14 protein-coding genes, 1 tRNA gene, 3 rRNA genes and 1 riboswitch are annotated in these 20,221 nt (G+C 51.9%); of the genes, 8 read left to right on the top strand and 10 right to left on the bottom strand.

The genetic code is table 11. The features are described from left to right. Positions 1-28 precede the first annotated feature (28 nt). Genes EO763_RS01215 through EO763_RS01205 form a run of 3 tightly spaced genes read left to right on the top strand, consistent with a single transcriptional unit; the run spans position 29 to position 3,081 of the window. A complete protein-coding gene (locus EO763_RS01215; RefSeq protein WP_161527828.1) occupies positions 29-1,207 on the top strand; it encodes an amino acid ABC transporter permease in 1,179 nt (392 codons plus the stop codon). A gap of 9 nt (positions 1,208-1,216) precedes the next feature. Then, positions 1,217-2,311, top strand: coding sequence for an amino acid ABC transporter permease (locus EO763_RS01210; protein WP_161527827.1), 1,095 nt, complete (start codon positions 1,217-1,219; stop codon positions 2,309-2,311). Between the two features lie 8 nt (positions 2,312-2,319). Further along, on the top strand, positions 2,320-3,081 hold the full coding sequence (locus tag EO763_RS01205) for an amino acid ABC transporter ATP-binding protein (protein ID WP_161527826.1): 762 nt from the start codon (positions 2,320-2,322) through the stop codon (positions 3,079-3,081). Between the two features lie 342 nt (positions 3,082-3,423). On the opposite strand, the gene rrf is transcribed toward EO763_RS01205, so the two are convergent. The 4 genes from rrf to EO763_RS01185 form a co-directional block, all read right to left on the bottom strand. Continuing rightward, positions 3,424-3,539, bottom strand: a 5S ribosomal RNA gene (gene rrf, locus EO763_RS01200). A gap of 129 nt (positions 3,540-3,668) precedes the next feature. Further along, positions 3,669-6,575: ribosomal RNA gene (locus EO763_RS01195) — 23S ribosomal RNA — on the bottom strand. 236 nt (positions 6,576-6,811) lie between these two features. Then, a tRNA-Glu gene (locus EO763_RS01190) sits at positions 6,812-6,887 on the bottom strand. A gap of 140 nt (positions 6,888-7,027) precedes the next feature. Next, a 16S ribosomal RNA gene (locus EO763_RS01185) occupies positions 7,028-8,569 on the bottom strand. The 16S, 23S and 5S rRNA genes sit together here with 1 tRNA gene alongside, the layout of an rRNA operon. A gap of 605 nt (positions 8,570-9,174) precedes the next feature. Between EO763_RS01185 and purH the strand changes: the two genes are divergently transcribed. Both purH and purD read left to right on the top strand, forming a co-directional pair. Beyond that, positions 9,175-10,764, top strand: coding sequence for a bifunctional phosphoribosylaminoimidazolecarboxamide formyltransferase/IMP cyclohydrolase (gene purH, locus EO763_RS01180; protein WP_010285525.1), 1,590 nt, complete (start codon positions 9,175-9,177; stop codon positions 10,762-10,764). A gap of 17 nt (positions 10,765-10,781) precedes the next feature. Next, positions 10,782-12,068, top strand: coding sequence for a phosphoribosylamine--glycine ligase (purD, locus tag EO763_RS01175; protein WP_161527825.1), 1,287 nt, complete (start codon positions 10,782-10,784; stop codon positions 12,066-12,068). 87 nt (positions 12,069-12,155) lie between these two features. Here the strand turns inward: purD and EO763_RS01170 are convergent, their stop codons facing one another. The 6 genes from EO763_RS01170 to nudC all read right to left on the bottom strand — a co-directional run bounded on the left by EO763_RS01170 (position 12,156) and on the right by nudC (position 16,643). Beyond that, on the bottom strand, positions 12,156-12,842 hold the full coding sequence (locus tag EO763_RS01170; RefSeq protein WP_161527824.1) for a DUF1481 domain-containing protein: 687 nt from the start codon (positions 12,840-12,842) through the stop codon (positions 12,156-12,158). A 4-nt stretch (positions 12,843-12,846) separates the two neighbouring features. Then, on the bottom strand, positions 12,847-13,119 hold the full coding sequence (gene hupA, locus EO763_RS01165) for a nucleoid-associated protein HU-alpha (RefSeq protein ID WP_005970302.1): 273 nt from the start codon (positions 13,117-13,119) through the stop codon (positions 12,847-12,849). Positions 13,120-13,323: 204 nt separating this feature from the next. Beyond that, positions 13,324-13,914 carry a YjaG family protein gene (locus EO763_RS01160; protein WP_161527823.1) on the bottom strand — a complete coding sequence of 197 codons (591 nt, stop codon included), beginning with the start codon at positions 13,912-13,914 and terminating at the stop codon, positions 13,324-13,326. 77 nt (positions 13,915-13,991) lie between these two features. Next, positions 13,992-14,681, bottom strand: coding sequence for a deoxyribonuclease V (gene nfi, locus EO763_RS01155; RefSeq protein WP_161527822.1), 690 nt, complete (start codon positions 14,679-14,681; stop codon positions 13,992-13,994). Between the two features lie 15 nt (positions 14,682-14,696). Further along, positions 14,697-15,761, bottom strand: a complete 1,065-nt coding sequence (gene hemE, locus EO763_RS01150) for a uroporphyrinogen decarboxylase (protein ID WP_039494829.1) — start codon at positions 15,759-15,761, stop codon at positions 14,697-14,699. 99 nt (positions 15,762-15,860) lie between these two features. Further along, a complete protein-coding gene (gene nudC, locus EO763_RS01145) occupies positions 15,861-16,643 on the bottom strand; it encodes an NAD(+) diphosphatase (protein ID WP_161527821.1) in 783 nt (260 codons plus the stop codon). Positions 16,644-16,751: 108 nt separating this feature from the next. Here nudC and EO763_RS01140 point away from each other — a divergent pair, with 108 nt between their 5' ends. From EO763_RS01140 to thiE, 3 genes are all read left to right on the top strand, one after another. Beyond that, the gene (locus tag EO763_RS01140) at positions 16,752-17,213 is read left to right on the top strand and encodes an Rsd/AlgQ family anti-sigma factor (RefSeq protein WP_010301755.1); all 462 of its coding nucleotides are present in this window, start codon (positions 16,752-16,754) and stop codon (positions 17,211-17,213) included. A 121-nt stretch (positions 17,214-17,334) separates the two neighbouring features. Then, positions 17,335-17,489, top strand: a riboswitch (TPP riboswitch). A 113-nt stretch (positions 17,490-17,602) separates the two neighbouring features. Next, positions 17,603-19,582, top strand: a complete 1,980-nt coding sequence (thiC, locus tag EO763_RS01135; protein WP_161527820.1) for a phosphomethylpyrimidine synthase ThiC — start codon at positions 17,603-17,605, stop codon at positions 19,580-19,582. Beyond that, a complete protein-coding gene (gene thiE, locus EO763_RS01130) occupies positions 19,579-20,220 on the top strand; it encodes a thiamine phosphate synthase (protein WP_161527819.1) in 642 nt (213 codons plus the stop codon). Before thiC ends, thiE begins: the two co-directional genes overlap by 4 nt. The last annotated feature ends 1 nt before the right edge of the window (position 20,221 follow it).

The raw sequence follows: 20,221 nt of genomic DNA, 5'->3' as shown, positions 1-20,221 counted from the left end.
CCTCAGTACCCCGTATCGAGGTTCCAGCATGCTACAACGCCCAACCGTAAAAGGTGATTTATCACTGACTAATCCAGCGGTGCGCGCCTGGCTGTATCAAATTGTCGTTGTTATCGCGGTATTGGCTGTCGCAGCCTACCTGTTGCACAACACCGTGACCAATCTGGCACAGAGGGGCATCACCTCTGGCTTCGATTTCCTGAATAAAAGCGCTGGCTTTGGTATCGTCCAGCACCTGATTGACTATCAACAAGGTGACACCTACGCCCGCGTTTTTCTTGTTGGGTTATTCAACACGCTGCTGGTTTCGGCGTTGTGCATCGTGTTTGCGTCGATTCTCGGCTTCACTGTTGGTCTCGCTCGACTGTCCGACAACTGGCTATTACGGAAAATATCCAATATTTACATTGAGATATTCCGTAACATTCCGCCGTTATTGCAGATCTTCTTCTGGTACTTTGCCGTATTGCGGAATCTGCCGGGGCCGCGCCAGTCAATCAGCGCGTTTGATGTCGCCTTCCTCAGCAACCGGGGCTTTTATCTGCCCTCCCCAGAATTGGGGCCCGGTGCGGCGGCATTTTTCCTTTCTCTGTTGATCACCGCGATTGTGACATGGGTCGTCTTTCGGCGTAATAAGCGTTATCACGCCTTAACCGGTCAACCGCGTAAAACCTGGCCGCTGACGTTAGGCCTGTTTCTTGTGCTGTGCGCACTCAGCCACCTGATTTTCGGCCCCGCTTTTCACTGGGATATGCCGGAATTAAAAGGGTTTAACTTCCGCGGAGGTATGGTGCTGATCCCCGAGCTGGCAGCGTTAACCGTTGCGCTTTCGGTCTACACCTCATCGTTTATTGCCGAGATTATTCGTTCAGGTATCCAATCGGTTTCCCACGGTCAGCACGAGGCGGCGCGTTCTCTCGGCTTACCGAATCCCGTTACGTTACGCAAAGTGATCCTCCCACAAGCGCTGCGCGTCATCATTCCCCCCCTGACCAGCCAGTATCTCAACATCGTGAAGAATTCATCGTTGGCGGCTGCGATTGGCTACCCCGATATGGTGTCACTATTCGCGGGAACCGTGCTGAATCAGACCGGTCAGGCCATCGAAACCATCGCGATTACCATGTCGGTCTACCTCATTATCAGCCTGCTGATCTCGCTGCTGATGAATCTGTATAACCGAAGAATCGCGTTAGTCGAACGCTAAGAGGACGTCATGACGATGAACCATTATACGCAAGGCCGTCAGTCCCCTCTTTTCAGAACGATACAGTGGGCACGGCGTAATCTCTTCTCAAGTATCGGCAATAGCCTGTTAACACTGTTTTGCCTCTGGCTATTGTGGGTTGCCATACCGCCGCTGCTCAATTGGGCGATCTTTCAGGCGAACTGGATCGGTACAACCCGGAATGACTGTACGCGCGACGGTGCCTGTTGGGTCTTCATTCATGCCAGATTTAGTCATTTCATGTATGGACTGTATCCGGCAGAGGAAGTCTGGCGCATCAACTTTGCACTCGCTATCGGGCTGCTTAGTATCCTGCCGATGTTCCTGAAAAGCATCCCCTATCGCGGACGTTATATCGCCGTCTGGACGGTAGCTTATCCACTCATTGCCTGGTGGTTGCTTTACGGTGGTTTTGGCGGGATCAGCCGAGTGGAAACGTATCAATGGGGCGGGTTAACCTTGACCTTGATTATAGCCGCTGTCGGTATCGCTGGCGCATTACCGCTTGGCATCTTACTCGCGTTAGGCCGCCGTTCCACACTGCCTATCGTCCGTATGCTTTCTGTCGTGTTCATCGAATTCTGGCGTGGCGTACCGCTTATCACCGTCCTTTTTATGTCATCCGTGATGCTACCGCTGTTTTTAACGGAAGGCACCACTATCGACAAACTGCTAAGAGCATTAGTTGGCGTGATTTTATTCCAGTCCGCTTATGTCGCCGAAGTAGTTCGCGGTGGCTTACAAGCACTTCCCAAAGGACAGTATGAAGCCGCTGAATCCCTGGGCTTAGGCTATTGGCGCATGCAAGGGCTGGTCATCCTCCCGCAAGCGCTAAAAATGGTTATCCCAGGTCTGGTGAATACCATTATTTCTCTCTTTAAAGACACAAGTCTGGTGATCATCATCGGTCTTTTCGATCTCTTCAGCAGTATCCAGCAGGCAACCGTCGACCCCACCTGGCTAGGTATGTCGACAGAAGGTTATGTCTTTGCCGCCATGGTTTATTGGGTTTTCTGTTTCAGCATGTCGCGCTATAGCCAACATCTGGAAAATCGTTTTAACACCGGACACAAGTCACACTGAGGCCATCCATGAATCAGACTGCATTCACTCAATCAACCGATCACATGATTACCTTAGAAAATGTGAATAAGTGGTACGGACAATTTCACGTGCTCAAAGACATCAATTTGCAAGTCAGGCAGGGGGAACGCATTGTATTGTGCGGCCCTTCCGGCTCGGGTAAATCAACCACCATACGTTGTATTAATCACCTCGAAGAACATCAAGCAGGGCGAATTGTTGTTGATGGTATTGAATTGAATAATGATTTGCGCAACATCGAAAAAGTTCGTACTGAAGTTGGCATGGTTTTTCAACACTTCAACCTTTTCCCGCACTTAACTGTGTTGCAGAACTGCACGCTGGCACCGTCCTGGGTACGCCACACGCCGAAAAAAGAAGCGGAAGAGCTGGCTATGCACTATCTGGAACGCGTGCGTATCGCCGCACATGCGCATAAATTTCCGGGGCAGCTATCTGGAGGCCAGCAACAACGTGTGGCCATCGCCCGTTCACTGTGCATGAAGCCCAAGATTATGCTGTTTGACGAGCCGACATCTGCGCTGGATCCTGAAATGGTAAAAGAGGTGCTAGATACTATGCTTGGGCTAGCTCAGGATGGAATGACGATGCTTTGCGTCACGCATGAAATGGGATTCGCGAGAACCGTCGCTGATCGGGTGATCTTTATGGATCAAGGTGAGATCGTAGAACAAGCCCCACCGGATATCTTCTTCTCCAGCCCTCGTTCAGAGCGTACTCAGGCATTTCTCTCACAAATCCTGCACTAATCTGAAGCATCTTGCCTGCGTGTCCTACGCAGGCCTTCCCCACTATCGCCATTATGATGGCTATCACAGTTCGCGTTATCACATAACTAACGCGAACTGGATAAGGTAGGAAGGTTTCTGCATCCTAAAAAACATCCTCATCTTCCATGACTGTCATGGTTATATGCCATATACACCGCAATAAATGCACAGCGAGCAAATCTAATTCAGATATCACATAGTCTACCTGATCTACGCAAGATACCGACTGCCTTTTACCACTGGTAAGGCATAAACAACATACACCAAACGCCCATAGCAAAAAGCCCCTGTCTTTCGACAGGGGCTTTCCACTTATTTGATGCTTGGCAGTTCCCTACTCTCACATGGGGAAGCCCCACACTACCATCGGCGCTACGGCGTTTCACTTCTGAGTTCGGCATGGGGTCAGGTGGGACCACCGCGCTATCGCCGCCAAGCAAATTCTGTTTCATCCCAACCGTTGCACTTAAGTTGCTTTCGCTTCTTATCTGTACAACCATCAGAACCAATCTTTGAACAAGCTGAGTATTGTCTTTTGAGTCATCTCAAAACACCTTCGGTGTTGTAAGGTTAAGCCTCTCGGGTCATTAGTACTGGTTAGCTCAACGTATCGCTACGCTTACACACCCAGCCTATCTACGTCGTCGTCTTCAACGGCCCTTCAGGGGCATCTAGTGCCCAGGGAAGACTCATCTCGAGGCAAGTTTCCCGCTTAGATGCTTTCAGCGGTTATCTCTTCCGCACTTAGCTACCGGGCAATGCAATTGGCATCACAACCCGTACACCAGTGGTGCGTTCACTCCGGTCCTCTCGTACTAGGAGCAACCCCTCTCAATCTTCCAACGCCCACGGCAGATAGGGACCGAACTGTCTCACGACGTTCTAAACCCAGCTCGCGTACCACTTTAAATGGCGAACAGCCATACCCTTGGGACCTACTTCAGCCCCAGGATGTGATGAGCCGACATCGAGGTGCCAAACACCGCCGTCGATATGAACTCTTGGGCGGTATCAGCCTGTTATCCCCGGAGTACCTTTTATCCGTTGAGCGATGGCCCTTCCATTCAGAACCACCGGATCACTAAGACCTGCTTTCGCACCTGCTCGAGCTGTCACTCTCGCAGTCAAGCTAGCTTATGCCTTTGCACTAACCTCCTGATGTCCGACCAGGATTAGCTAACCTTCGTGCTCCTCCGTTACGCTTTGGGAGGAGACCGCCCCAGTCAAACTACCCACCAGACACTGTCCGCAACCCGGATTACGGGTCTACGTTAGAACATCAAACATTAAAGGGTGGTATTTCAAGGTTGGCTCCACGCAGACTGGCGTCCACGCTTCAAAGCCTCCCACCTATCCTACACATCAAGGCTCAAGGTTCAGTGTCAAGCTATAGTAAAGGTTCACGGGGTCTTTCCGTCTTGCCGCGGGTACACTGCATCTTCACAGCGAGTTCAATTTCACTGAGTCTCGGGTGGAGACAGCCTGGCCATCATTACGCCATTCGTGCAGGTCGGAACTTACCCGACAAGGAATTTCGCTACCTTAGGACCGTTATAGTTACGGCCGCCGTTTACCGGGGCTTCGATCAAGAGCTTCGCCTTGCGGCTGACCCCATCAATTAACCTTCCGGCACCGGGCAGGCGTCACACCGTATACGTCCACTTTCGTGTTTGCACAGTGCTGTGTTTTTATTAAACAGTTGCAGCCAGCTGGTATCTTCGACTGATTTCAGCTCCATGAGCAAGTCACTTCACCTACCATCAGCGTGCCTTCTCCCGAAGTTACGGCACCATTTTGCCTAGTTCCTTCACCCGAGTTCTCTCAAGCGCCTGAGTATTCTCTACCTGACCACCTGTGTCGGTTTGGGGTACGATTTGATGTTACCTGGAGCTTAGAGGCTTTTCCTGGAAGCGTAGCATTGGTTACTTCATCACCGTAGTGACTCGTCATCACGCCTCAGTGTTAACAATGACCCGGATTTACCAAAGTCATCCACCTTCACGCTTAAACCGGGACAACCGTCGCCCGGATAACCTAGCTTTCTCCGTCCCCCCTTCGCAGTAACACCGAGTACAGGAATATTAACCTGTTTCCCATCGACTACGCTTTTCAGCCTCGCCTTAGGGGTCGACTCACCCTGCCCCGATTAACGTTGGACAGGAACCCTTGGTCTTCCGGCGTGCGGGTTTTTCACCCGCATTATCGTTACTTATGTCAGCATTCGCACTTCTGATACCTCCAGCAGCCCTCACAGGCCACCTTCGACGGCTTACAGAACGCTCCCCTACCCAACAACACCTAAGTGTCGCTGCCGCAGCTTCGGTGCATGGTTTAGCCCCGTTACATCTTCCGCGCAGGCCGACTCGACCAGTGAGCTATTACGCTTTCTTTAAATGATGGCTGCTTCTAAGCCAACATCCTGGCTGTCTGTGCCTTCCCACATCGTTTCCCACTTAACCATGACTTTGGGACCTTAGCTGGCGGTCTGGGTTGTTTCCCTCTTCACGACGAACGTTAGCACCCGCCGTGTGTCTCCCGTGATAACATTCTTCGGTATTCGTAGTTTGCATCGGGTTGGTAAGTCGGGATGACCCCCTAGCCGAAACAGTGCTCTACCCCCGAAGATGAATTCACGAGGCGCTACCTAAATAGCTTTCGGGGAGAACCAGCTATCTCCCGGTTTGATTGGCCTTTCACCCCCAGCCACAAGTCATCCGCTAATTTTTCAACATTAGTCGGTTCGGTCCTCCAGTTAGTGTTACCCAACCTTCAACCTGCCCATGGCTAGATCACCGGGTTTCGGGTCTATACCCTGCAACTTAACGCCCAGTTAAGACTCGGTTTCCCTGCGGCTCCCCTATACGGTTAACCTTGCTACAGAATATAAGTCGCTGACCCATTATACAAAAGGTACGCAGTCACCTAACAAGTAGGCTCCCACTGCTTGTACGTACACGGTTTCAGGTTCTATTTCACTCCCCTCGCCGGGGTTCTTTTCGCCTTTCCCTCACGGTACTGGTTCACTATCGGTCAGTCAGGAGTATTTAGCCTTGGAGGATGGTCCCCCCATATTCAGACAGGATGTCACGTGTCCCGCCCTACTCATCGAACTCACAGCTTGTGCATTTTTGTGTACGGGACTATCACCCTTTACTGTGCGACTTTCCAGACGCTTCCACTAACACATAAACTGATTCAGGTTCTGGGCTCCTCCCCGTTCGCTCGCCGCTACTGGGGGAATCTCGGTTGATTTCTTTTCCTCGGGGTACTGAGATGTTTCAGTTCCCCCGGTTCGCCTCATGACACTATGTATTCATGTCATGATAGTGTGTCGAAACACACTGGGTTTCCCCATTCGGGTATCGTCGGGTATAACGCTTCATATCAGCTTACCGACGCTTATCGCAGATTAGCACGCCCTTCATCGCCTCTGACTGCCTAGGCATCCACCGTGTACGCTTAGTCGCTTAACCTCACAACCCGAAGGTGTCTTTGATTAATCAAAGTCACTGTCGTGCTGCGATTATTTGAGAGACTCATTGACAGACTGACGCATCACTCACATGACATAAATGTCATATCAGTATGTTCAGCTGTCATGTTTCAATTTTCAGCTTGTTCCAGATTGTTAAAGAGCAATATCGTAAACATGACTCCGAAGAATCATCTTTAAGATATTCATGATAATGTCTTTCACTCATTATCGGATTGGCGTCCCCAAGGGGATTCGAACCCCTGTTACAGCCGTGAAAGGGCAGTGTCCTAGGCCTCTAGACGATGGGGACACGAAAAATCCGTACCGGATCATAAACCCGGCACTATCGCGTCAGCATGAGTTTACACTCATCGCATCAACAGGTGCGCTTGCTCAGTATTTTCATCAGACAATCTGTGTGAGCACTTCACTTAACACACATCTTCTTGGTAAGGAGGTGATCCAACCGCAGGTTCCCCTACGGTTACCTTGTTACGACTTCACCCCAGTCATGAATCACAAAGTGGTAAGCGCCCTCCCGAAGGTTAAGCTACCTACTTCTTTTGCAACCCACTCCCATGGTGTGACGGGCGGTGTGTACAAGGCCCGGGAACGTATTCACCGTAGCATTCTGATCTACGATTACTAGCGATTCCGACTTCATGGAGTCGAGTTGCAGACTCCAATCCGGACTACGACGTACTTTATGAGGTCCGCTTGCTCTCGCGAGGTCGCTTCTCTTTGTATACGCCATTGTAGCACGTGTGTAGCCCTACTCGTAAGGGCCATGATGACTTGACGTCATCCCCACCTTCCTCCGGTTTATCACCGGCAGTCTCCTTTGAGTTCCCGACCGAATCGCTGGCAACAAAGGATAAGGGTTGCGCTCGTTGCGGGACTTAACCCAACATTTCACAACACGAGCTGACGACAGCCATGCAGCACCTGTCTCAGAGTTCCCGAAGGCACTCAGCTATCTCTAGCTAATTCTCTGGATGTCAAGAGTAGGTAAGGTTCTTCGCGTTGCATCGAATTAAACCACATGCTCCACCGCTTGTGCGGGCCCCCGTCAATTCATTTGAGTTTTAACCTTGCGGCCGTACTCCCCAGGCGGTCGATTTAACGCGTTAGCTCCGGAAGCCACGCCTCAAGGGCACAACCTCCAAATCGACATCGTTTACAGCGTGGACTACCAGGGTATCTAATCCTGTTTGCTCCCCACGCTTTCGCACCTGAGCGTCAGTCTTTGTCCAGGGGGCCGCCTTCGCCACCGGTATTCCTCCAGATCTCTACGCATTTCACCGCTACACCTGGAATTCTACCCCCCTCTACAAGACTCTAGCCTGTCAGTTTTGAATGCAGTTCCCAGGTTAAGCCCGGGGATTTCACATCCAACTTAACAGACCGCCTGCGTGCGCTTTACGCCCAGTCATTCCGATTAACGCTTGCACCCTCCGTATTACCGCGGCTGCTGGCACGGAGTTAGCCGGTGCTTCTTCTGCGAGTAACGTCAATCAGCCGTGCTATTAACACGACTGCCTTCCTCCTCGCTGAAAGTGCTTTACAACCCGAAGGCCTTCTTCACACACGCGGCATGGCTGCATCAGGCTTGCGCCCATTGTGCAATATTCCCCACTGCTGCCTCCCGTAGGAGTCTGGACCGTGTCTCAGTTCCAGTGTGGCTGGTCATCCTCTCAGACCAGCTAGGGATCGTCGCCTAGGTGAGCCATTACCTCACCTACTAGCTAATCCCATCTGGGCACATCTGATGGCGAGAGGCCCGAAGGTCCCCCTCTTTACTCTTGCGAGGTTATGCGGTATTAGCTACCGTTTCCAGTAGTTATCCCCCTCCATCAGGCAGTTTCCCAGACATTACTCACCCGTCCGCCGCTCGTCACCCAGAGAGCAAGCTCTCCTGTGCTACCGCTCGACTTGCATGTGTTAGGCCTGCCGCCAGCGTTCAATCTGAGCCATGATCAAACTCTTCAATTTAAGATTTGTTTGATTTGCTGAACTCGTCAGCGATGCTCAAAGAATTAGTAACTGTTTATTCGTAATGAATTTACTGTTGTTCACTCTTCAAGACTTTTTATATCGTTAAGATACGGTCTTGTGAGTGCCCACACAGATTGTCTGATTAAATTGTTAAAGAGCAGTGCCACTTCATCGGTGGCGCGGGCTGCATATACTATGCTTTTCCGCTGTGAAGTCAAGTCATTACTGACCGCCTTCGTTGAATCTTTTTTCCTGTCACCACAACCGCGTGTCGCTGTTGCCGTGTCAGTGGAGGCGCATTATAGGGACTTCTCGTCAGGCCGCAATAGGTGTTTTAAAGAAAAATGACTGTTTGCTGCATTCCACAGCAAAACCCCGCTTTATACCTATTTTTGCACAAACTTATCCACAGAAAGCATTCTACTCAAAAATTGACGAGCATCACGCAAACGTTTTCGCTACAATTCACCCCGTTCAAAATCGTCGTATTTTTGCGAACGCTAACTGAATATTTCTCTTTATTCCGCAATTATTGCTCTTACAAAGACGATATTCACATACCGTTCTTTACTGACTACCCAAATCCAGGGGATAACATCATCATGCAACAACGCCGTCCAATTCGCCGCGCTCTGCTCAGCGTTTCTGACAAAGCAGGTATTGTCGAATTTGCTCAAGCTCTGTCCCACCGTGGTGTCGAGCTCCTTTCAACGGGTGGAACCGCCCGTTTGCTGGCCGATGCTGGGTTAGCGGTGACTGAAGTCTCTGACTACACCGGTTTCCCGGAAATGATGGATGGGCGTGTGAAGACCCTGCACCCAAAAGTACATGGCGGCATTCTGGGACGGCGCGATCAAGATGATGCAATCATGACACAGCACGACATCAAGCCGATTGATATCGTCGTTGTGAATTTGTATCCGTTTGCTCAGACCGTCGCTCGTGAGAACTGCACGTTAGAAGATGCGGTTGAGAATATCGATATCGGTGGCCCGACGATGGTCCGCTCCGCCGCCAAGAACCATAAAGATGTGGCTATCGTGGTCAAGAGCAGCGACTACAGCGCCATCATTAATGAAATCGACGCCAACGAAGGTTCACTGACCTACGAAACCCGTTTCGATTTAGCCATTAAAGCCTTCGAACACACTGCCGCTTACGACAGTATGATTGCCAACTACTTTGGTGCACTGGTTCCGCCTTACCACGGTGAAACCGATAAACCATCAGGTAACTTCCCACGCACGTTAAACCTGAACTACATCAAAAAGCAGGACATGCGCTACGGTGAGAACAGCCATCAGCAAGCTGCCTTCTATATAGAAGAGAATATTCACGAGGCCTCTGTCGCCACTTCTACACAGTTACAAGGCAAAGCGCTGTCTTATAACAACATCGCCGACACCGATGCGGCGCTGGAATGTGTGAAAGAATTTGCCGAGCCAGCCTGCGTTATCGTTAAACACGCGAATCCCTGCGGCGTAGCGATTGGCGGCTCAATTCTTGATGCCTACGAACGCGCCTATAAAACTGACCCGACCTCTGCATTCGGCGGTATTATCGCTTTCAACCGCGAGCTGGATGAAGAAACGGCGCAGGCCATCATCAGCCGCCAGTTTGTCGAAGTCATTATTGCCCCATCTGCCAGTGATGCCGCATTGAAGGTGACCGCTGCAAAACAAAACGTACGTGTCCTGACCAGCGGTAGCTGGCAGCAACGCGTTCCTGGTCTGGACTTCAAACGCGTCAACGGCGGTTTGCTGGTACAGGACCGCGATCTGGGCATGGTTGATGCATCTCAACTGCGTGTCGTCACAGAGCGCCAGCCGAGCGAACAGGAATTACGTGATGCCCTTTTCTGCTGGAAAGTCGCTAAGTTCGTTAAATCCAATGCAATTGTTTATGCACGCGACAATATGACCATCGGGATAGGGGCAGGCCAGATGAGCCGCGTTTACTCAGCGAAAATCGCCGGGATCAAAGCGAGCGATGAAGGACTGGAAGTAAAAGGTTCCGCCATGGCATCTGATGCGTTCTTCCCATTCCGTGATGGTATTGATGCCGCAGCTGCCGTTGGCATTACCTGCGTGATCCAACCGGGCGGATCTATTCGTGATGATGAAGTCATTGCCGCCGCCAACGAACACGGCATTGCGATGATCTTTACCGACATGCGCCATTTCCGCCATTAATTCTGGAGCTGACCGAAATGAACATTTTAGTAATTGGTAATGGCGGGCGCGAACACGCGCTGGCCTGGAAAGCCTCACAGTCACTGCTGGCGAAACACGTTTATGTTGCTCCGGGAAACGCGGGCACCGCACTTGAACCTACGCTGACCAACGTCGATATCGCCGCCACTGATATTCCAGCGTTAGTCGCTTTTGCGCAGGCAAACCACATCGCTCTAACCATCGTTGGCCCAGAAACACCGTTAGTTATCGGTGTTGTGGATGCGTTTCAGAGCGCTGGTCTAAAAATCTTTGGTCCAACGCAAGGCGCTGCACAGTTAGAAGGCTCTAAAGCCTTTACTAAAGATTTCTTGGCACGCCATAACATCCCGACAGCGGAATACCAGAACTTCACCGAAGTGGAACCCGCGCTGGCCTATGTACGCAGTAAAGGCGCACCGATCGTCATCAAGGCCGACGGATTAGCCGCTGGCAAAGGCGTGATTGTCGCCATGACGTTGCAGGAAGCGGAAAACGCCATTCAGGATATGCTAGCGGGGAATGCATTCGGTGATGCCGGACACCGTATCGTGGTGGAAGAGTTCCTTGATGGCGAAGAGGCTAGCTTCATCGTTATGGTGGATGGCAAGAATGTGCTGCCGATGGCAACCAGTCAGGATCATAAACGCGTCGGGGATAAAGACACTGGCCCGAATACCGGTGGCATGGGCGCTTATTCGCCGGCTCCGGTCGTGACCGATGAAATCCACCAGCGAGTGATGGATCAGGTAATTTGGCCGACCGTGAACGGCATGGCCGCTGAGGGAAATACCTACGTCGGTTTCCTGTATGCCGGTCTGATGATTTCTGCCGATGGCCAGCCAAAAGTGATCGAATTCAACTGCCGCTTTGGCGATCCAGAAACACAGCCAATTATGCTGCGCCTGCGTTCCGATCTGGTGGAGTTGTGTCTGGCAGCCTGTGACGGCACGCTGGATCAGAAAGATTCTGTCTGGGATGAACGTCCGTCTCTGGGTGTGGTATTGGCTGCAGGCGGTTACCCGGCTGACTACAATACGGGCGATGTGATTTCCGGTTTACCACAGCAGGATGCCGAAGATGGCAAAGTCTTCCACGCTGGCACCAAGTTGAACGGCATTGATGTCGTCACCAACGGTGGCCGCGTACTGTGCGTCACTGCATTAGGTAATACCGTCGCTGAAGCGCAACAACGCGCTTATGAAATAGCAGCAGTCATTCAGTGGCAAGGGGTATTCTGTCGAAAAGACATCGGCTACCGTGCCATTGAGCGCGAGCAAGCCTGATAAGTGATGCGATAACGATTGTCTGATAAATACTGAAGCCCGGAGAAATTCGGGTTTTTTTATAGCCAGATTTTTTATGGCTAATAGCTATTTGGGCTGCCACTGGCAGACATCATCTTCCACCACCAGCAATAACTGCGTCCCTTCTAGTGCTTCCAGCCATGAGACGTTGAGCAGGCGTGTTGCATGCGCTTTTTGCTGCACAATCCATTCACGTGAATCGCTGTCAAAATCAGGGCGAACCACTGTACCGTCACAAGACTGCACCTGCCCTTCCAGCCATTTCCCTTGCTTCAGCCTTACCTTGCCTGCACGCAGCACATCGCTCAATTCCAGCATGCGCTTCGCATCGAACTGGTAGAGCGCGATTTCATCATCAGAAACCGATTCACGTCTTTCGGCAAGCTGCCGCTGCATAAAGCTGACGGTTCCATCTTCTGCAAAGCGCAAACGCATATCTTCTTGCTGCGCCCCGATCTGATTACGCTGTATCTCGCGTAGCTTATCCTGCTGGAACATATAGCGCGTCACCACCAGAGCATTGCCCTGAAGCGGGTTGTACACGGTGGTCAGTGCCGTCGTATTCTGCGCATCATCCTTACGCCACAAACGCACAACACCACGATCGGCAACGTAACCACTGGCGAACACTTCCGGCGGTGCGGTGCGGCTACTACAAGCTACCACGGCTATCAGCACGAGGCCTGCGCCACACAAACGTCGTAAAAGCAAAAGGGGCGAAAACGCCCCTCTGCTTAAACTTTTAACCGGCATGGGCTTATTTAACAGCGTCTTTCAGAGCCTTGCCAGAAACAAACGCTGGCACGTTGGCAGCAGCAATTTTGATTTCTTTACCGGTTTGTGGGTTGCGGCCAGTGCGCTCATTACGATGGTTCACTTTAAACGTACCAAAACCAACTAATTGTACTGCATCACCTTCTTTCAGAGACTCGGTAATTGCCGCCAAAGTTGATTCCAGAGCTGCTTTAGCCTGTGCTTTTGACAGATCAGCTTTGTCCGCAATTACATCAATCAGTTGAGTCTTATTCATAAGTTATCCTTACAGTGTGTTTATCGCTTGCTAAGCATCGAGTGCGACGGATATGCCCTTTCCCGTTTCAGGGTGTAATAGCACTCTCCTGCATACACGCACCGACAGCCACTTTTTTTACGCCCCCCAAATGTAGACCAGACAGGGTGCGAATGTGAAGCCTTAAGACAGGCCATTTCAGGCCTTAAATCACGTTTTATCGCGTTATTGATGCAAATTTATCCCGATGTTACTACTTCCGGCCTCACGCAGATCGGAACGGAGCCCTTTGATCAGCTCAATATCGCGTTCTTCGCAGGCCGCCAACAGGCGAAAAATCTCCCATTGGATGTCCCATTCTTCTTCAACTGCAGGCAAAACCTTGAGCTCATCGTCGGTCATTTCTTTGCCTGCTTGCGTCATTTCCAGCATGGCAACCGTGCGGATAGACGTTTCGCTAATCGCTATCGCATGTTCCAGCGTTTCACCGCTTAAGCGCGAATGAATCAGCTCGCCCAGTGCGATACAGGCATCAATAGCCGGGTAGACGCCATAAAGATCGTAATCTTCAGCAGCGGGAACCGCTTCTTCCAGCTTTTCCAACTGGCTATCGAAATTGACCTTAGCATCTTTAACAACCAATGTTTCCCATACGAGATCGAGAATGCGACGGTAAACCATCGCGTCGCCGAATTCTGTTTGACGACAAAACTCGTGGTAATTTGGATACATACGTTCACAAAGACATGACATGAAAGTGACATGTTGCCAGCTCGCCAGCTTTTCCAGACGTAAATGAATGGGATTACGTAACATTTTTATGCTCATTAACGGCGACGGACGGCAGTGTACCTGAAATCACAGTGACGCCCTATGCCTGAATTCCTAAAGTTTTACGACAATACGTTAGCGGCTTGCTGCCGTTGCCAACGCACAAATGCGGGACGATTTGATGCGACAGCATCAGCCCAACGGGTCGGCTCCGGTAAACGGTAGCCACGCATACAAGATTGTACCCAGTGCAATGCACTATCCCGACTGACTCGATGCCCCGTCGCCACAAACAGCGGATTACAGCGCGCTTTACTGCGCCATACCCAGCCAATCTGCTCGCCCTTATCCAGTAACGGCTGCTGGCTACCGACGCCCTCCGCCAATGGCTCAAACCGGCCACAAAGCCGACTTTTCGCCACGCCAATCGTCGGGACATCAACTAGCAGACCAAAATGGCTGGCAACGCCGAGACGACGCGGATGGGAAATCCCATGCCCATCGACAAACAGCAGATCCGGTTTCTGTTCAAGCAACGCCCACGCAGCGAGCAGCCCAGGACATTCACGAAACGAAAGAAAGCCGGGGATATAAGGCATTGTCGTGCTGATACGCGCAATCTTGTATTCTATCAGTTCCAACGAAGGATAGCGCATTACCGCAATCGCAGCGCGGGTTACTGAGCCTTCTTGCTCAAAGCCAACATCCGCACCCGCGATAAACGCGGGCTGCTCAAAAGGTAAATCGTCGTGGCGAATCACATCAGAAGCGCGGGCCAACTGCTCAGCCCGCAGCTGTTGTGTATCAATCACATCACCTCCTGTGAATCATGCATGATAAGCGCGGGACAACCGATGCACAGCTTCAACAAAAACGCCCGCATGCTCCGGCGGCACATCCTGATGAATGCCGTGACCCAGATTGAAAACATGGCCGTTGCCTTGTCCAAATCCAGCCAGGATCGATGCGACTTCCTGCTCGATCCGTGCCGGATCGGCATACAGCATCGACGGATCCATATTTCCCTGTAGCGCGACTTTATCACCTACGCGACGACGTGCATCAGCAATATCGCTCGTCCAGTCCAGCCCCAGCGCGTCGCAGCCGGTTTCCGCCATCGCTTCCAGCCACTGGCCGCCACCTTTAGTGAAGAGCGTCACGGGCACACGGCGACCTTCATTCTCGCGCTGTAAACCATCAACGATCTTGTGCATGTAATGCAGAGAGAATTCTTTGTAGTCGCGTCCGCTCAGCGCGCCGCCCCAGGTATCGAAGACCATCACCGCTTGCGCACCCGCGCGAATCTGCGCGTTGAGATAAAGAATGACACTATCAGCCAGCTTATCCAGCAACAGGTGTAACGTTTTAGGCTCGGCGAACATCATTTTCTTGATGACGGTAAACGCTTTGCTGCTACCGCCTTCAACCATATAGGTCGCCAGCGTCCACGGGCTGCCCGAGAAACCAATAAGCGGCACTTCACCCGCGAGGTTTTTACGGATCGTCCGCACCGCGTTCATCACATACCCGAGTTCCTGTTCTGGATCGGGGACAGGCAGGTTAACCACATCGGCATGCGACGTGATCGGGGAGTGAAAGCGTGGGCCTTCCCCCGCTTCAAAATAAAGCCCTAAGCCCATGGCATCAGGGATCGTGAGAATGTCAGAGAACAGGATCGCAGCGTCTAACGCATAGCGCCGTAAAGGTTGTAACGTGACTTCACAAGCCAGCTCTGCGTTTTTACACAGCGACATAAAATCACCCGCCTGCGCGCGCGTTGCCTTATATTCCGGCAGATAACGCCCCGCCTGACGCATCATCCACACCGGGGTGACATCAACGGGTTGGCGTAATAACGCCCGCAAATAGCGATCGTTTTTCAGATCAGTCATGTTCTTTTCCTTTCAACCTCACGGCGGTTCTACACCGGATAGATGTGATGAAACGGATGCGTTATAAGGCAAACGCTTTATGACGCAAATAGTACCACGTCAGCCTTCGTTCTCGTGATAAGTGCGGCACAGTACCACCGTATCTTCGATAAGCCGACGCGCCACGGTGCCCGGCGGAGGTAACTGCGGGAGTTGGTCATAGCGGAACCAGCCTGCATCACGCAGCTCTTTCGGATCGTGCTTGATGTCTCCACCCGCATAATCGGCCATAAACGCCATCATCAGAGAATGAGGGAATGGCCAGGGCTGCGAACTCACGTAACGCAGGTTTTTTATCTGAATTTGGCTCTCTTCCATGACCTCACGCACGACCGTCTGTTCCAGCGTTTCGCCGACTTCTACAAACCCAGCCAGCACGGTGTACATGTTTCCGCGATGTCGATTGTGCTGCGCCAGCAAAATTTCCTCGCCACGGCGAATCGCGACGATGATGCAAGGCGCGATCTGCGGATAATAGCGTTCTTTGCAGTGGTGACATAAGCACGCCAGCTCCGTTTTGCTCCGCACCATTTCATGGCTGCAGTAACCACAAAAACGATGAGAACGATAGAACTCAGCCAACTGTACGCCTCGCCCCGCGAGCTGGAATAACCCCACGTCCTGATCGAGCAACTGGCGAACTGATGCCATATCGGAATCTCGTCCCTGACAGACCAGCCAGACAGGCAACCCTTGCCATTCGCCGATTTGGCGAGCCGTTTTCCCCTGCAGCGACCACTCTATTGCCGTTCCGCGCGGCAATTCTCCCTGAGGTAGCCAGATTTGTACCGCGTCGCTAACCACCCACCAGCCGGTTTCATCACCTTTTAGCGTCTGTTCCATATCTTTTTATTGCTCCACTGCCACTTCACTGGCATTTTACATTCAGAGTGATTACATAAGTTTTATAACTGGGATTTCAGTTATTTCTTACCGTTCACGGAGTCAACAATGCTAAACCAGCTACAAAGTCTAACTGAATACGTTGGTGGCAATAATGCGTTAATCGACCAATGGCTACAAGCGCGTAAGCAGCTTCTGGTGGCTTACTATCATCTGGTTGGCATCAAGCCGAACAAGGAAGCGCTTTCTCTTTTGGATGAAGAGGCATTGGATAATTTTTGCCAGAATCTGGTGGACTATCTTTCTACCGGCCACTTTCATTTATACGAAAAAATGCTGCATGAAGCAGCGACGCACAGCGAACAAGTATTAGCGCTTTCCACCCAGCTCGACCTCGCCCTGCAAAATAACACGCAGCAAATTATGGCGTTTTACGATAGCCACCTGGCGGCAGCCATCGACCATGATAACTGCCTCGAATTCCAGCACGCACTCTCCCACGTCGGCGAAGCCTTGGAAGAGCGTTTTACGTTGGAAGACAGAATGATCCAGCAGGTTTACGACAAATAGCCGTCATTTGACGTTATTTCAGGACATCATCACACACTGTAAAGGCAACGCGGCACGCTTTGACATCTGCGTTTTGCCGACATACAGTGTAGGGGTTTTATTGGCCCGTTTAAGAGACGGGCATATCTTGTCGGAGTGCCTAGCGTGCTCGTGTTTTGTTTTACGAAATCAATCGTTATGACGAAACTTATGAGCGCACAGGCTGAGACCGTTAATTCGGGATCCGCGGAACCTGATCGGGTTAATACCTGCGAAGGGAACAAGAGTAATGCACCTCATTGAGCCCAAGGCTGTGTATTCCCACATACCTGCTCTGACGCTCAATATCATTATTACTCCCTCCGGCTCCAGACAAGCAATCTTCCCTTTACGTCTTACAGGAACTTGCTATGTCTACAGAACCCTTGTCTATAAAAACCTCGTCGGTAAAGACAGAGTTATCTACAGCATCCAAATCCGGTCGCCGTGAACAGCGTGCCGCCGCCCAGCAGTTTATTGAAACCTTACAGGGAACCGCCTTTCCCAATTCCAAACGCATTTACCTTACAGGTTCACGCGATGACATCCACGTACCGATGCGGGAGATTCAGCTTAGCCCGACGTTACTTGGCGGCAGTAAAGACAACCCCCAATACGAACCCAATGAGCCAATCCCGGTTTACGATACTTCAGGGCCTTATGGCGATCCGGCTGCGCAACCCGATGTCCGCATTGGGCTAGCGAAGCTGCGCGCCAGCTGGATTGCAGAACGTCACGACACCGAAGCGTTATCCGGCGTCAGCTCCGATTTCACCCAACAGCGTCTGGCGGATGCGGGTCTGGATCATCTGCGTTTCGAACACCTGCCACGACCTTTGCGTGCTAAAGCGGGCCAACGCGTCACCCAGCTCCACTATGCGCGACAGGGCATGATTACGCCCGAAATGGAATTTATCGCCATTCGTGAAAATATGGGGCGCGAGCGTATTCGCGGCGAGGTACTGCGCCAGCAGCATCCGGGGCAAAGTTTTGGCGCCCTTCTGCCAGAAAACATCACGCCGGAATTTGTCCGTCAGGAAGTGGCTGCCGGGCGCGCTATTATTCCCTCAAACATCAATCACCCTGAATCAGAGCCGATGATTATCGGGCGCAATTTTCTGGTGAAAGTTAACGCCAATATCGGTAACTCCGCCGTGACGTCTTCCATCGAAGAAGAGGTGGAAAAGCTGGTCTGGTCTACCCGCTGGGGCGCGGATACGGTGATGGATCTCTCAACCGGCCGCTATATTCACGAAACCCGCGAGTGGATTCTGCGTAACAGCCCCGTACCAATCGGGACAGTACCGATTTATCAGGCGCTGGAAAAAGTGAACGGCGTGGCGGAAAACCTGAACTGGGAAATGTTCCGCGATACGCTGCTGGAACAAGCAGAACAGGGTGTGGACTATTTCACCATCCACGCTGGCGTGCTATTGCGCTATGTTCCGATGACGGCCAAACGCCTGACTGGCATCGTCTCACGCGGCGGTTCCATTATGGCGAAGTGGTGCCTGTCGCATCACAAAGAGAGCTTCCTGTACGAACACTTCCGGGAAATTTGTGAAATTTGTGCCGCTTACGATGTCGCGTTGTCGCTGGGTGACGGTTTACGTCCGGGCTCCATTCAGGATGCCAACGACGAAGCCCAGTTTGCCGAACTGCATACGTTAGGTGAGCTGACCAAGATTGCCTGGGAATACGACGTACAGGTGATGATCGAAGGCCCCGGCCACGTTCCGATGCAGATGATCCGCCGCAACATGACCGAAGAGCTGGAACACTGCCATGAAGCACCATTCTATACGCTCGGCCCGCTGACTACCGATATCGCACCAGGTTACGATCATTTCACCTCTGGCATCGGTGCCGCCATGATCGGCTGGTTCGGCTGTGCAATGCTCTGTTACGTCACGCCGAAGGAACATCTTGGCTTGCCGAACAAAGAAGACGTCAAACAGGGGCTGATTACCTACAAGATCGCCGCTCACGCCGCTGATTTGGCGAAAGGCCACCCCGGTGCGCAGATCCGTGATAACGCCATGTCAAAAGCACGTTTCGAATTCCGCTGGGAAGACCAGTTCAATTTGGCACTCGATCCCCAAACCGCCCGTGCCTACCACGATGAAACGCTGCCGCAGGAATCCGGCAAAGTCGCCCACTTCTGTTCCATGTGCGGCCCTAAATTCTGCTCGATGAAAATCTCACAGGAAGTACGCGACTACGCCGCGAAACAGGAAGCGGAAGCCAAACCGGTTGAAGTGGGTATGGCGCAGATGTCGCAAGAATTCCGCTCGCGCGGCAGCGAGCTTTATCACAGCGCCACCAGCCTGCAAACCGAGGAAAGCAAATGACGGACTCGACGCCTTTTGCCCCAACGGCACAGCGGCTGGGGCTGTATCCCGTCGTTGATAGCGTGGAGTGGATCGAGAGACTACTCAGCGTTGGGGTGAAAACGATCCAGCTCAGAATAAAAGATCGGTCAGATGAACAAGCCGAAACCGATGTGATCCAGGCGATCGCATTGGGTCGCCGTTATCAGGCGCAGCTCTTCATCAATGACTACTGGAAATTAGCAGTAAAACATCAGGCATACGGTGTACATCTGGGTCAGGAAGATCTGGATACTGCCGATCTGGCCGCCATTAAAAAAGCGGGTCTGCGCTTAGGCGTCTCCACGCATGACGATCGTGAACTGGCACGCGCGGTAGCGATAAACCCGTCCTATATCGCACTGGGGCATATTTTTCCCACGCAAACCAAGGATATGCCATCAGCGCCGCAGGGGCTGGCCGAGTTGACCCGACACATTGCCGATCTGCAAGACCGTTTTCCTACAGTTGCCATTGGCGGCATCAGCATCGACAGAGTACCTGCGGTGCTGGCAACGGGCGTCGGCAGTATTGCCGTCGTCAGCGCCATTACTCAGGCACCAGACTGGCGGCAGGCCACCACGACGCTGCTCAAAATGATTGAAGGACGGGAGGCATGAC

It is taken from the genome of Pectobacterium odoriferum (assembly GCF_009931295.1).
Lineage (GTDB): Bacteria > Pseudomonadota > Gammaproteobacteria > Enterobacterales > Enterobacteriaceae > Pectobacterium > Pectobacterium odoriferum.
Note: the sequence above shows the minus strand (reverse complement) of the source record. Positions and strands in the feature narration are given on the sequence as shown.